The 13,529-nt window shown below is 64.4% G+C and carries 15 protein-coding genes; 6 read left to right on the plus strand and 9 right to left on the minus strand.

Annotated features, from left to right (window positions below; all coding sequences use genetic code 11):
* Nucleotides 1-6: 6 nt before the first annotated feature.
* The 5 genes from DM450_RS06410 (at nt 7) to tgt (ending at nt 4,506) form a co-directional block, all read left to right on the plus strand.
* Entirely contained in the window at nt 7-516 is a 510-nt protein-coding gene (locus tag DM450_RS06410; RefSeq protein WP_142633420.1) for a hypothetical protein, read from the plus strand.
* A 91-nt stretch (nt 517-607) separates the two neighbouring features.
* Complete coding sequence (locus DM450_RS06415; RefSeq protein ID WP_142633422.1) at nt 608-1,543, plus strand: ABC transporter ATP-binding protein; 936 nt, start codon at nt 608-610, stop codon at nt 1,541-1,543.
* Nucleotides 1,540-2,313: an ABC transporter permease gene (locus DM450_RS06420; protein ID WP_142633425.1), complete on the plus strand. Its 774-nt coding sequence runs from the start codon at nt 1,540-1,542 to the stop codon at nt 2,311-2,313. Before DM450_RS06415 ends, DM450_RS06420 begins: the two co-directional genes overlap by 4 nt.
* A 32-nt stretch (nt 2,314-2,345) precedes the next feature.
* The gene (locus tag DM450_RS06425) at nt 2,346-3,359 is read left to right on the plus strand and encodes a YdiY family protein (protein WP_260610255.1); all 1,014 of its coding nucleotides are present in this window, start codon (nt 2,346-2,348) and stop codon (nt 3,357-3,359) included.
* A 19-nt stretch (nt 3,360-3,378) separates the two neighbouring features.
* Nucleotides 3,379-4,506 carry a tRNA guanosine(34) transglycosylase Tgt gene (gene tgt / locus DM450_RS06430; RefSeq protein ID WP_142633429.1) on the plus strand — a complete coding sequence of 376 codons (1,128 nt, stop codon included), beginning with the start codon at nt 3,379-3,381 and terminating at the stop codon, nt 4,504-4,506.
* A gap of 72 nt (nt 4,507-4,578) precedes the next feature.
* On the opposite strand, the gene DM450_RS25740 is transcribed toward tgt, so the two are convergent.
* The 7 genes from DM450_RS25740 to rpiB form a co-directional block, all read right to left on the minus strand.
* Nucleotides 4,579-4,740, minus strand: a complete 162-nt coding sequence (locus DM450_RS25740; protein WP_185928725.1) for a hypothetical protein — start codon at nt 4,738-4,740, stop codon at nt 4,579-4,581.
* Between the two features lie 144 nt (nt 4,741-4,884).
* Nucleotides 4,885-5,499 (minus strand): 30S ribosomal protein S4, encoded by a 615-nt coding sequence (gene rpsD, locus DM450_RS06435; RefSeq protein WP_142633431.1) that lies wholly within the window; start codon nt 5,497-5,499, stop codon nt 4,885-4,887.
* A 211-nt stretch (nt 5,500-5,710) separates the two neighbouring features.
* Nucleotides 5,711-6,463 carry an RNA methyltransferase gene (locus tag DM450_RS06440; RefSeq protein WP_142637586.1) on the minus strand — a complete coding sequence of 251 codons (753 nt, stop codon included), beginning with the start codon at nt 6,461-6,463 and terminating at the stop codon, nt 5,711-5,713.
* Complete coding sequence (nrdR, locus tag DM450_RS06445; protein ID WP_142633433.1) at nt 6,463-6,957, minus strand: transcriptional regulator NrdR; 495 nt, start codon at nt 6,955-6,957, stop codon at nt 6,463-6,465. Before nrdR ends, DM450_RS06440 begins: the two co-directional genes overlap by 1 nt.
* A gap of 44 nt (nt 6,958-7,001) precedes the next feature.
* A complete protein-coding gene (locus tag DM450_RS06450; RefSeq protein ID WP_142633435.1) occupies nt 7,002-7,226 on the minus strand; it encodes a hypothetical protein in 225 nt (74 codons plus the stop codon).
* 18 nt (nt 7,227-7,244) lie between these two features.
* Nucleotides 7,245-8,543, minus strand: a complete 1,299-nt coding sequence (glyA, locus tag DM450_RS06455; RefSeq protein ID WP_142633437.1) for a serine hydroxymethyltransferase — start codon at nt 8,541-8,543, stop codon at nt 7,245-7,247.
* Between the two features lie 17 nt (nt 8,544-8,560).
* The gene (rpiB, locus tag DM450_RS06460) at nt 8,561-8,998 is read right to left on the minus strand and encodes a ribose 5-phosphate isomerase B (RefSeq protein WP_142633439.1); all 438 of its coding nucleotides are present in this window, start codon (nt 8,996-8,998) and stop codon (nt 8,561-8,563) included.
* A 258-nt stretch (nt 8,999-9,256) separates the two neighbouring features.
* Between rpiB and DM450_RS06465 the strand changes: the two genes are divergently transcribed.
* Nucleotides 9,257-10,969 (plus strand): M28 family peptidase, encoded by a 1,713-nt coding sequence (locus tag DM450_RS06465; protein ID WP_260610258.1) that lies wholly within the window; start codon nt 9,257-9,259, stop codon nt 10,967-10,969.
* Between the two features lie 3 nt (nt 10,970-10,972).
* On the opposite strand, the gene DM450_RS06470 is transcribed toward DM450_RS06465, so the two are convergent.
* Both DM450_RS06470 and rpoD read right to left on the minus strand, forming a co-directional pair.
* The gene (locus tag DM450_RS06470) at nt 10,973-11,407 is read right to left on the minus strand and encodes a hypothetical protein (protein WP_142633443.1); all 435 of its coding nucleotides are present in this window, start codon (nt 11,405-11,407) and stop codon (nt 10,973-10,975) included.
* An 85-nt stretch (nt 11,408-11,492) separates the two neighbouring features.
* Entirely contained in the window at nt 11,493-13,514 is a 2,022-nt protein-coding gene (rpoD, locus tag DM450_RS06475) for an RNA polymerase sigma factor RpoD (RefSeq protein ID WP_142633445.1), read from the minus strand.
* Nucleotides 13,515-13,529: the final 15 nt, after the last annotated feature.

The following is a 13,529-nucleotide window of genomic DNA, read 5'->3' on the forward strand; positions in this document are numbered from 1 at the left end:
ACTATCATGATCATTTCGAAGTGGCCGGCGGCGGCGGCGGCTGTCGCACTCGCGGCGCTGCTGCCGGTGGGCGCGGCTGCGGCCCAGACGCCGACTTCGCCTGCCGCAACGGCGCCGTTGGCGCCGGACGTCGAACGCGATCTTGCCGGCAAGCTTGGTGAGTGCTTCGCGATGAAGTCGACCGGGGAGGACCGGGTGACGTTTGCACGGTGGTTCCTGACCGCGATGGGCAGTGCGCCGCAGGTGGCCGACGTCGCCAAGATCGACCCGGCCGTGAAGGACAAGCTGGACCGCCAGGTAGCGACGATTTTCACCCGCCTTATCACGGTGGACTGTGCCGAACAGGCCCGCCCGCTCTATCGCGCGCACAGCAGCGCCGGGTTCCGCACGGCGGGGGAAACGCTGGGCCGGATGGCGATGCAGGAACTCATGGGCAACCCGGAGACTGCCGCGAAGATGTTCGGCGGTTACGTGGGGTATATTCGTCAGGACGACTTCAAGGGCCTGGAACAGTAATCTCCCGCTTCGGCCGGCTGGTGGAAATTTCCCCGGTCGGCCCGATATTTCGGTCTTGGAACCGTCATCGCTTTCGCGCATCACGCCGGCCATGGATGCCATTCTTGAAATCAAGGGTCTGACCAAGACCTATGACAGCGGGTTCACGGCGCTTCACGGCGTGGATCTTTCGATCAACCGGGGCGAGATCTTTGCGCTGCTGGGGCCCAATGGCGCCGGCAAGACGACGCTGATCGGTGCGGTCTGCGGCCTGGTCCGGCCGACCGGTGGCAGCATGACCGCTTTCGGTGAGGACATGGGGCGCCACTGGCGGCGCCTGCGTGCCCGGATCGGACTGGTTCCGCAGGAACTGGCGACCGATATGTTCGAGACGGTGATCCATTCGGTCAACTACTCGCGCGGGCTGTTCGGCCTTGCGCCCGACGCGGCGCGGGTCGAGGAAATCCTCAAGGCGCTGAGCCTGTGGGACAAGCGCAACGACCAGATTCGCGCGCTGTCCGGCGGCATGAAGCGCCGCGTGCTGATCGCCAAGGCGCTGGCGCACGAGCCCGAACTGCTGTTCCTCGATGAACCCACGGCGGGCGTCGACGTCGAACTGCGCCGCGACATGTGGGCGCAGATCTCGCTGCTGCGCGATCGCGGCACGACGATCATCCTGACCACCCACTACATCGAGGAAGCCGAGGAAATGGCCGACCGGGTGGGCATCATCCAGGGGGGGCGCATTCGCATGGTCGAGGAAACCCGCGCGCTGATGAAGCGACTGGGGCGTACCGAAGCCCATTTCGCCCTTGGCGCGCCGCTGGCCGCCGTTCCCGAGGTGCTCTCCGGCCTGAACGTCAGCCTTTCCGAAGACGGGCTGGAACTGGTCTACCGCGGGGGGGACGGCTCCGGGCGGGGCAAGGCGGAAGTGGCGGAAGTCACCAAGCGGCTGGCCGGTGCGGGCATCGACTATGTCTCGATCGACATCCGCGAATCGAGCCTCGAGGACATCTTTGTCGACCTTCTGGAAGGAGCGGCGGCATGATCGCCTTCAACGCGCGCAGCACCTGGACCATCTACAAGCGCGAGGTCATGCGGGCCATGCGCACCGCGATGCAATCGATCCTCGGGCCGGTGCTGACGACGGTACTCTATTTTGTCGTGTTCGGCGCCGCGATCGGCGGGCGGATGGATTCGGGGGTGACCGGCGTCAATTACGGCGCCTTCATCGTGCCGGGCCTGCTGCTGTTGACGATTTTGGGCGAAAGCGTCTCGAACGGCAGCTTCGGCATCTACATGCCGCGTTTCACCGGCGCGATCTACGAACTGCTGTCCGCCCCCGTCGGCGTGGCCGAGACGCTGATCGGCTTCGTCGGTGCCGCGGCGACCAAGTCCCTCATCCTTGCGGCGATCATCCTGGGCACCGCGACGTTCTTTGTCGACTACACGATCGTCCACCCGTTCTACGCGCTGGGCTTCATCCTGCTGGTTTCGGCGACGTTCTCACTGTTCGGTTTCATCCTCGGCATCTGGGCCGACAGTTTCGAGAAGCTTGGCATCGTGCCGGTGCTGTTCGTGGTGCCGCTGACGTTCCTGGGCGGCACGTTCTACTCGATCCAGATGCTGCCCGAGCCATGGCGTTCGGTGGCGATGGTCAATCCGGTGGTCTACCTCGTCAACGGTCTGCGCTGGTGCTTCTATGGCAGGTCGGACTTCCCCATCGGCATCTCGCTGGTAATGACGCTGGCATTCCTCGCGCTCTGCGTGGGTTTCATCGCCTGGATCTTCCGGACGGGGTGGCGCCTGCGCGCCTGAGCGGATAACTGTCTGTCATGTCGATGCGTTTGATGGGTCTTCCGCTTGTGCTCGCCGCCGTGCCGGCGCAGGCGCAGACCCTTGTCCACCTCCCCCCGGCGCCGCAGCCGGTACCGTTCATCGTGCCGGTGGTGGCGGTGGCGCTGCCGACGTATCCCTGGCCGATGCCGTTCGTGGCTGCGGGACCGCCGCGGCTGCCGGAAAACGTGCGTGCCATGCTCGAAGCGGCGATCCGTACCGGTGATTCGGCAACGGTTGCCGCGGTGGTGAAGGTCGCGCTGGATACCAAGCCCTACGACAAGGATGAGATCCGTGCGATGCAGAAGGCCTTCAACGACGAGGCTGCCCGCCTTGCCGCTGCCAAGGCCAATGCGGAAACCCAGCGCATCCGCCAGTCCGACATCTTCCAGTTGTGGACCGGGAAGGTCGAGGCCGGCGCGTTCCGGGCAACCGGCAATACCAACAATTTCGGCTTCAGCGGGGCTATCAATCTCGATCGCAAGGGGATCGACTGGCAGCACACGATCCAGCTCACGGCCGATTACCAGAAGGACAAGGGCACGGTCACGCGCGAGCAGTACCTGGCCGGCTATCAGGCGCGCTACACCTTGCGTGACGGCCTGTTCACGTATGGGCGTACCCAGTGGGAGCGTAATGCGATCCAGGGCTACGATGACCGTTATTCGCTTTCGGGCGGTCTCGGCTACCGCGTGATCAAGCGAAAGGATCTGGCCCTATCCCTGGAAATCGGTCCGGCCTTGCGCCGTACGCGCTATGTCACGGACCCGGTCGAGACAACCTGGTCGACCCTGACTTCGCTCGATTTCAGCTGGAATGTCGACGATGCGGTGAAGTTCACCCAGACGGCCTCGTCGTACATCGAAACCGGCAACAGCACTTTCACGACCAACACCGGCATCGAGGCGGGCGTGTCCAAGAAGTTGAAGGCCAAGCTCTCCTATTCGTTCGAGCATGAGACCTCTCCGCCCGCCGGGACGCTGAGGACCGATACGATTTCGCGCTTCTCGCTGGTCTACGGCTTCTGAATTCGATAACGGGCGGGCTATGAACCCCCGTTTCGAATTCTCCATCCACGCCACCGACGGCAAGGCCCGCACCGGCGTCATCAAGATGCGTCGCGGCGAGATCCGCACCCCGGCCTTCATGCCGGTGGGAACCGCCGCCACGGTCAAGGCCATGAAGCCGCAGGATGTGCGCGCCACCGGCGCCGACATCATCCTGGGCAATACCTATCATCTCATGCTGCGCCCCGGCGCCGAACGCGTGGCGCGGCTGGGCGGGCTGCACAAGTTCATGAACTGGGATCGCCCGATCCTGACCGATAGTGGCGGGTATCAGGTGATGAGCCTGTCGGACCTGCGCAAGATCACCGAGAACGGCGTGACCTTCGCCAGCCATCTCGACGGATCGCGCCATCTGCTTACGCCCGAACGGTCGATGGAAATCCAGCGGCTGCTGGGTTCCGACATCGTCATGTGCTTTGACGAATGTCCCAAGATCGACCAGCCGCGCGATGTCATCGCGCGTTCGATGGAAATGTCGATGCGCTGGGCAAGGCGCAGCCGCGACGGCTTCGACAGCGGCGGTGAGCATGCGGCCAATTCGGCGTTGTTCGGCATCCAGCAGGGCGCGCTCGACGAAGGTCTGCGCAAGACTTCGGCGGATGCACTGATCGACATCGGTTTCGACGGCTACGCGATCGGCGGCCTGGCTGTGGGCGAGGGGCAGGAGGCGATGTTCGCGACGCTGGAGTTCGCGCCGCTGCAGCTTCCGGCCGATCGTCCGCGCTATCTCATGGGCGTCGGCAAGCCCGACGATCTCGTGGGCGCGGTGGAGCGCGGCGTCGACATGTTCGATTGCGTCCTGCCCAGCCGTTCAGGGCGTAACGGACAGGCTTTTACCTGGAACGGTCCGCTCAATTTGCGCAACGCCCGCCATGCCGAGGACAATGGTCCGCTTGACGAGCGCTGCAAGTGCCCGACGTGCGCGACGTATAGCCGTGCCTACCTGCACCACCTCGTGCGCTCGGGCGAGATCCTGGGCTCGATGCTGATGACCGAGCACAACATCTCCTTCTATCAGCAACTCATGCAGGGAATGCGCGACGCCATCGCAGAAGCGCGGTTCGCGGCTTTCGCGGCCGACTTCCGGCGTTCCTATTTCCGTTTATAGGGGGTGGCTGAGCTGTTCCGGGTTGCCCCGGAGCGCCTCTCCCGCTCGTCTTGAAGGGGCTGGCTAGGGCAGTCAGGCCGAGACTTCGAGCCGCGTTCCGGGATAGGCGACGAAGCGGCCGCTGCGCAGATCGAGGAAACCGGCGCCGATCTGGCTGGCAAAACGCTGGGCCAGTTCGAGGGTGGCATACCATTTGCCGGTGCGGTGCGGAGTGATGAAGCGAAAGCGATTCATGATGCAGGTCCAATGCCGTCAAACGATGTCGGTTCCCTGACAAGTCCCTCGATTCGCCGTATTTTCGTGCCATTCGTCGTGCAAAAGAAACGGGCGGCTCCGTGGGGAGCCGCCCTTCCTATTTCTGGTCCGGAGACCCGAAACTTAGCGCGAGTAGAACTCGACGACCAGGTTCGGTTCCATCTTCACCGGGTAGGGCACTTCGTCGAGCGTCGGGACGCGGACGAAGGTCACCTTGTCGGTGCCGTCCTGAGCGACGTAGTCGGGGACTTCACGCTCGGGCAGGTTCTGGGCTTCGATGATCAGCGCCATTTCCTTGGCCTTGTTGCCCAGGCTGATGACGTCGCCGACCTTCACGCGACGCGAAGCGATGTTGCACTTCACGCCGTTGACGCGGATGTGGCCGTGCGAAACGATCTGACGGGCCGCGAAGATGGTCGGAGCGAACTTCGAGCGGTACACGACCATGTCCAGGCGCTGTTCGAGCAGGCCGATCAGGTTCTGGCCGGTGTCGCCCTTCATGCGCGAGGCTTCCTGGTAGGTAGCCTTGAACTGCTTCTCGGTCACGTCGCCGTAGTAGCCCTTGAGCTTCTGCTTGGCGCGCAGCTGCAGACCGTAGTCCGAGATCTTGCCCTTCCGGCGCTGGCCGTGCTGGCCCGGGCCGTAGCTGCGGCGGTTAACCGCGCTCTTGGGGCGACCCCAGATGTTTTCGCCCATGCGGCGGTCGAGTTTGTACTTGGCGCTTTTACGCTTCGACATAAGTCGTCTCCTTTTCTGCTGCCGCATCCACTGTGGATGCGGTCCATGTTTTCCCGGGGCGCACCATTCCGCCTATTTCGCGGAATGCGGCCGCCGCTTCACCGGGGTGCGGGGCCGAATGGACGGACCTGTCAAGAAGACAGGCGCCATGTGAAGGGGTGCCCCATACGGGCTCGGGGGTGAAAGTCAAGCGGATAAGCCGGAAACCGGCTCAACTCCGCGGGCGACGCTCGTTTCCGAGGGCAGAGAGCACACCGCGAAGGGTGCGCACTTCGAGGTGATTCCAGGCCGGCTTCGTGAGAAGATTGCGCAAGGTCAGCCGGTTGGCTGCCGCGCGCGTTTCCGGCCAGAAATAGTTCTTGGGTTCGAGCAGTTGCTCGAAATGGCCGATGAGGCCTTCCAATTCGTCCTGGGGGGCAGGGGGAAGCAGTTCCTCCTGCGTGGGCTGTGCCAGTTCGCCGGACGCCGCCGCGCCTTTCGACCATTCATAGGCGCAGAGAATGACGGCCTGCGCGAGATTGAGCGAGGCAAATTCGGGGTTGATCGGCACCGTCAGGATCGCGCGGGCGAGGGCGACGTCCTCGGTTTCCAGGCCCGAACGCTCGGGCCCGAACACGTAAGCCGAGCGGGCACCGGTAGTGCGGGCGGTCTCGTGCACTTCGCGGGCGGCCTGCTCGGGCGTGACGACCGGCTTGGTAACGCCGCGTTTGCGTACGGTGGTGGCATAGACATTGGCGCAGTCGGCCACGGCTTCCGCCAGCGTGTCGAAGACCTGCGCGTGTTCCAGTACCACGTCTGCCCCGGCGGCGGCCGGGCCGGCCGAGGGATTGGGCCAGCCGTCACGGGGGGCGACAAGGCGCATTTCGGCAAGGCCGAAGTTGAGCATGGCGCGGGCGGCCTTGCCGATATTCTCGCCCAGTTGCGGGCGGACCAGTACGATGACCGGCTTGCTTGCGTCAGCCATCATTCGGCGCCCTTTGTTACGCCCTTGGTCGCACCTTGCCCGGCGACATCGCGCACGGTGCCTGCAAAAGCTTCGAAATCGCGCGCTTCGTTGAAGGCGCGGTAGACCGAGGCGAAACGGATATAGGCGACCGAATCGAGCTGACGCAGCCCTTCCATCACCATCTCGCCGATTTCGCGGGAGGGAACTTCGGATTCGCCCAGCGTCTCGACCTGGCGCTGTACGCCGGAGACGAGCTGATCGATCTTCTCGCGCTCGATCCCGCGCTTGCGGCAGGCGAGCGTGACCGACTGTTCGATCTTGGCGCGGTCGAACGGCTCGCGCGCATCGTCACTTTTTACGACAGTGATGTCGCGAAGCTGGACACGCTCGAACGTGGTGAAACGCGCGCCGCAGCTGGAACACTGGCGGCGACGGCGGATCGCCGTGTTGTCCTCGGTCGGGCGGCTGTCCTTGACCTGGGAATCGTCATGGGCGCAAAAAGGACAGCGCATTCAGTCGGTTACTTTCGAATAATCAGGCAAGACAGAGCAGGCTTTCAGGGGCGCACGCGCTTGTAGAACTGGTATCCCGCGCCGACCGCAAGGCCGAGCGGGATCGACACGAACGGAAGCACGGCCGCCGCGACCGCCCCTGCCGCGCCCCAGATCAACACCGGTTTGGTCGATGGATGGTCCAGGCCATCCTGCAGCATTCCGGCCAGCTCGTGGCGGGCGTCGGAAATGAAGTCACCGGTGTCGTCGGGGCGGTCAGGGTCGGTCATGGCGTTCAGGCTCCTGGATCAGTTCTCGTAGATCGGGAAACGGTCGCACAGCGCTTCGACGCGTGCACGCACGTTCTGCTCCACCTGAGCGTCGCCCGCTTCGCCGCACTTGGCAAGGCCGTCGAGCACGTCGGCGACCATGTTGCCGATTTCACGGAACTCTTCCGGACCGAAGCCGCGGGTGGTACCGGCGGGCGAACCCACGCGGATGCCGCTGGTCTTCATCGGCGGCAGCGGATCGAAGGGGATGCCGTTCTTGTTGCAGGTGATGCCCGCACGTTCCAGCGCCTCGTCCGCATCCTTGCCGGTCACGCCGAGCGGCGAGAGGTCGATCAGGGCGAGGTGGGTGTCGGTGCCACCCGAAACGATCGCGGCGCCGCGTTCCTTGAGGGTGTCGGCAAGGACCTTGGCGTTCTCGATCACGCGCGCGGCGTAGTCCTTGAACTCGGGGCGAAGCGCTTCACCGAAGGCGACGGCCTTGGCGGCGACGACGTGCATCAGCGGACCGCCCTGGAGACCGGGGAATACCGCCGAATTGATCTTCTTGGCGAGAGCCTCGTCATTGGTGAGGATCATGCCGCCGCGCGGGCCGCGCAGCGTCTTGTGCGTGGTGGTGGTGGCGATGTGCGCGTGCGGGAAGGGCGAGGGGTGCAGGCCCGCGGCTACCAGGCCGGCGAAGTGGGCCATGTCGACCTGGAACAGCGCGCCCACGCTGTCGGCGATTTCGCGCATGCGCTTGAAGTCGATCACACGCGGATAGGCGGAGCCACCGGCGATGATCAGCTTGGGCTGGTGTTCCGTGGCGAGAGCCTGGACCTCATCGTAGTCGATCAGGTGGGTGTCCTTGGTCACGCCGTACTGCACGGCCTTGAACCACTTGCCCGAAAGCGCCGCGCGGGCGCCGTGGGTGAGGTGGCCGCCGGCATCGAGGCTCATGCCCATGATGGTGTCGCCGGGCTTGACGGTGGCGAGGAGCACGGCGCCGTTGGCCTGCGCGCCCGAGTGGGGCTGCACGTTGGCGAACTGGCAGTCGAACAGCTGCTTGGCGCGTTCGATGGCGAGCGTCTCGACTTCGTCCGAGGGCTCGCAGCCCTGGTAGTAGCGCTTGCCGGGATAGCCTTCGGCGTACTTGTTGGTCAGCACCGAACCCTGGGCTTCGAGCACGGCCTTGGAGACGATGTTCTCCGAGGCGATCAGTTCGATCTGCTTGCGCTCGCGCTTGAGTTCGTGGCCGATGGCCTTGGCAACAGCGGGGTCGCTCTGGGCAACGCCGTCAGAGAAGAAGCCGGCGGAACGGATGGCGGTTTCTACAGTCATGTTCGGGCTTCTCCGTTTCAGAAGACGGGGTTGGAAAGCTTTTCGACGCGGCCTGCGTGGCGTCCGCCACCGAACTCGGTCGAAAGGAAGGCATCGAGGCAAGCCTTGGCCATGTCCTCGCCAGTCAGGCGGGCACCCATGGCGATGACGTTGGCGTTGTTGTGCTCACGCGCGAGTGCGGCCGAGAGCGGCTCGGATACGAGCGCGCAGCGGCAGGCCGGATCACGGTTCACGGCAATCGAGATGCCGATGCCTGAGCCGCAGAGGGCGACGCCGAACTGCGCAGTGCCGTCGGCGACGACCGAGGCAAGTTTGTAACCGTAGTCGGGATAATCGACACGATCGGCGGTCTCGGGGCCGAGATCGGCGACTTCGTGGCCGAGTTCGATGAGGTATTCACGCAGAACCGTCTTGAGGTCGACGGCGGCGTGGTCTGAAGCAATCGCAATGCGCATGGGATCGGGCTGCCTGTCCTGATGCGGGGATTCGTTTGCGCCTCCCCTTAGTCGCGACTTCGTCGCATTGCCACCTTTGTTGACATTCCGCCTGCGCATTTCCCGGATGTGCAAGGATCAGGCGCAATTACGGTCTGAACGCGCAGGAATCCGCTGCTCGTGACCGTGAATGGCGCAGAATTCCAAACTTGGTCGGATGCGATTGACACCCGGGCGGGCAGGCATGATTGTTTCGCGTTTGCGATGAAGGGGTTAGCGGTGAAATCGGCGAAATTGCTTGTCCTTGCGCTGCTGATCGGGGTGGTCCTCGCCATCCTCGGCACGACGCCGCCGCGCCCGCTCGCAGCCGATACGGCCGGGGAAGACTTCTCGGCAGGCCGCGCCATGATCGAGGTCGCGCGGATCGCGCGGGCTCCGCATCCGAGCGGTTCGGCCGAGCATGCGGCCTTGCGTGGATATCTGATGGATCGGCTCGGTGCCCTCGGCCTGGTCGTGCATACGCAGGAAGCACTGTTCCCGGACGATGCGCGGGAAAAGCTGAACCATCGCGGCGGGGAGAACCGCGCGCAGATCCCGTTGGTCAACATCGTTGCGGTGCTGCCGGGGCGGGATCGCACTTTGCCCGCCGTGGCGCTGATGGCGCATTACGACAGCGTCTGGGGCTCGCCTGCCGCTGCCGACGACGGCGCGGGCGTGGCTTCGATCCTCGAGACGATGCGTGCGCTGTCCGGCCAGCGCGATCGTCGCCGTGACGTGATCGTCATCCTGACGGACGGCGAGGAAGCGGGGCTCAACGGAGCAGAATTGTTCTTTGGGCAAGCGCCCGAGGCAAGCCGGATCGGCGCGCTGATCAATCTTGAAACCCGTGGAGGCGGCGGCAAGGCGAACCTGTTCCAGACTTCCGCGATGAACGGCGACGCGGCGCGGCTCTGGGCAGCCACCGCGCCGCATCCGGCGGGCACCTCGCTGGCGACGTTCATCTATAGCGTCCTGCCCAACGACGCGGACCTCACCGTCGCGCTGCCGCACGGCTATGCGGCGTGGAACTTTGCCTTCATCGGTAGGCCCGGGCTCTACCACTCCCCGCTGGCGACGCCGGCCAATCTCGATCAGGGGGCGCTCCAGCAGATGGGCGAGCAGACGCTGGGGCTGGCGCGGGCCATGGTGGAGGCGCCCGAACTGCCGGGGCGGTCGCCGGATATCGTGTTCTTCGACGTGTTCGGGCTGTTTGCGGTGCACTATGCCGCATGGTGGGGCTGGGTGATGCTGGCCGTGGGATTTGCCGGATACGGTATCCTTTCGCTGCGGCGGTTCGATGGCCGGGCGCTGGTCGGCGGAATGGTCCGCATGCTTGCTCTGGTCGCGGTGACGGCGGGCTTGCTCTATCTGCTCAACTTGCTGTCGGGCGCCGATGGTCCGGTGAACTATTACGACCGTCTCGCCGCGATCCCCAGGCTTCAAGGCATGGCGCTGTGTGCGAGCGTGGCCGTTGCAATTCTGCTGGTGGGGCGAAAGCCGGACGGCGAGGCGGGGGAGGCAGGGCTGGTGCTGCCTGTATTGCTGGGCGGCGCTGTGTTTCAGGCCTTTGCGCCGGCGGCGGCCTATGTCCTGACCGTGCCGCTGCTGCTGGGCGGCGTTGCGGCGCTGGTGCGCGCCTCGGGGCACGACGGTCTGGCGCGGGCGGTCGCGGTGGTCGTGGCCGGCGTGGTGACGGGTTATGCGCTCATGCTCGGCTATGCGCTCATGCAGGCGGTTGGCCCCACCATGCCGATGGTGGCCGTGCTGCCGCTGATGGCCGGCGTTTGCGTGCTGATACCGCTGCGACCTGCATTGTCCTTGGTGCCCGGGCGTGTGGTGGCCGTGCTGCTGCTGGCAGGAGCCCTCGCCGTTTCGCTGTGGGTGCGACTGGATGCCCCGGCGCCCAGTATCGCCGCCTATTCGGACAGTGCCAAGAACCGCGGCAGGACCTGAGCGCTACTCGAAGAACTCGGGCGATGGCTCGCGCAGATTCCGTGCGCCGCGCATGCCTTGTTGCACGAGTTTGCAGACCACGAGTGCCAGCGTCCCGATCGGGATAACGGCGAAAACGCCGATGGCACCAACGGGCAGCGCGAGGTAGGCGGTAGCAAGAACCGTTGCCAGCAGGGTGGCAAGCATCAGGTAGCCGGTGTGTTCCCCCTTGTACGCTGCAAAGCGCGCAGCACAGGCAAACGAACCGACGGGGATCCATGCGATGAGAACGAGTAGCGCCATTGGCAGAGAAAGCCACACCTGAAGGCCTGCGATGCGAACCATCCACAGCAGTTCCAGGATTACAAACGAAGCAAACGTGACGCAGGCGGCGGCGGCACAACGGAGTGCTTCACGCGCGCCTGCTTCGCTGACGATGTCGGTATCTCCGAAGGCCATGGGTCTTGTCTTTTTCCAGCCTGAGGGGTGAGGGGGCTAAAAAAGAACCCCGCCGAAGCGGGGTCCTTTCATCTTCAGGCAGCCGTTACTGATCGAGGAACGAGCGCATCTTGCGGCTGCGGCTCGGGTGCTTGAGCTTGCGCAGGGCCTTTGCCTCGATCTGGCGGATACGTTCGCGGGTGACCGAGAACTGCTGGCCGACTTCCTCGAGCGTGTGGTCGGTGTTCATGCCGATGCCGAAGCGCATGCGCAGCACGCGTTCCTCGCGCGGGGTGAGAGAGGCAAGGACACGGGTGACCGTTTCCTTGAGGTTCGCCTGGATCGCGGCGTCGACCGGGATGATCGCGTTCTTGTCCTCGATGAAGTCGCCGAGGTGCGAATCCTCCTCGTCGCCGATCGGCGTTTCGAGGCTGATCGGCTCCTTGGCGATCTTCATCACCTTGCGCACCTTCTCGAGCGGCATCGACAGGCGCTCGGCCATTTCCTCCGGCGTCGGCTCGCGGCCCTGCTCGTGGAGGAACTGGCGGCTGGTGCGCACCAGCTTGTTGATCGTCTCGATCATGTGCACCGGGATACGGATCGTTCGGGCCTGATCCGCGATCGAGCGGGTGATGGCCTGACGGATCCACCAGGTGGCATAGGTCGAGAACTTGTAGCCGCGGCGGTACTCGAACTTGTCGACCGCCTTCATCAGGCCGATGTTGCCCTCCTGGATGAGATCCAGGAACTGCAGGCCGCGGTTGGTGTACTTCTTGGCGATCGAGATGACGAGGCGCAGGTTCGCCTCGACCATTTCCTTCTTGGCGATGCGAGCTTCGCGCTCACCCTTCTGGACCATGTTGACGATGCGGCGGAACTCGGGAAGCGCCATGCCGGTGGCGGCGGCGATGTCCGAGACTTCCGCGCGGATACGCTCGACAGGGTCCGCTTCGTTTTCGGCGAAGGCAGCCCACTTCTTGTCCTTCTTAGCCATGTCGGTGAGCCAGGTGTCGTCCAGCTCGCGGCCCACGTAGGTCTCGAGGAAGTCGGCACGCTTGACCTTGTGGCGCTCGGCCAGGCGCAGCATCTGGCCGCCTAGCGTGGTGAGGCGGCGGTTGAAGGCGTAGAGGTTGTCGACGAGGTATTCGATCTTCGTCGCGTGGAACTTCACCGATTCGACCTGCGCAGTCAGTTCCTCGCGCAGCGAATGGTACTGTTCTTCCTTGGCGGCAGGGAAGTCGATGCCCAGCGCCAGCGCTTCGAGGCGTTCCGACTGGAGGCGTTCGAAGGTCTGGAACAGCTCGGTGATGAGCAGGAACTTCTCCAGCGCCTCGGGCTTGAGGGCCGCTTCCATCTGGGCGAGGCTGAGGGTGTTGTCCTCCTCCTCTTCCTCGGCTTCGCGCTTGGGGATCGGGTTGCCGTCCTCGTCGACTTCCTCCGAGTTGTCCTCGTCGGAATCGTCCTCGTCCTTGAACGTGGGGCCGGCGGTGGCTTCGCTGATCTCCCCGTCCTCGTCGCCTTCGCCGTCTTCGCTCAGGCTTTCGGGCGCGGGTTCCTTGGCAAGCATGGCGTCGAGATCGAGGATCTCGCGCAGTTGCATTTCACCGTTGTTGAGGGCTTCGGACCACTGGATGATCGCGTGGAAGGTGATCGGGCTCTCGCACAGGCCCAGGATCATCATGTCGCGGCCGGCCTCGATGCGCTTGGCGATGGCGATTTCGCCTTCGCGGCTGAGCAGTTCGACCGCGCCCATCTCGCGCAGGTACATGCGGACGGGGTCGTCGGTCCGCTCGACCGTTTCCTTCTTCTTGGTCTCGACGACCATGCGCGGGCCGGCGTCGTCGCCATCCGCATCGTCGGTGTCGGTATCCCGGTCGGAATCATTGTCTTCCTGACCGTCGGCATCTTCATCGCTCTCGACGATGTTGACGCCCATCTCGTTCAGCGCGGCGGTGATGTCCTCGATCTGGTCGGAAGACATGTCCTGCGGGAGCGCTTCGTTGAGCTCGTCGTAAGTAATGATGCCGCGGCGTTTGGCGCGGGCGATAAGCTTCTTGATGGAAGCTTCGTTGAGATCGATCAGCGGCGCATCGTCGTTCGGTTCGCCGGTGTTGTCGTTTTTGCTCATTCTTCGCCGTTATCC

Source organism: Sphingomonas sp. IC081, from assembly GCF_006874585.1.
Lineage (GTDB): Bacteria > Pseudomonadota > Alphaproteobacteria > Sphingomonadales > Sphingomonadaceae > Novosphingobium.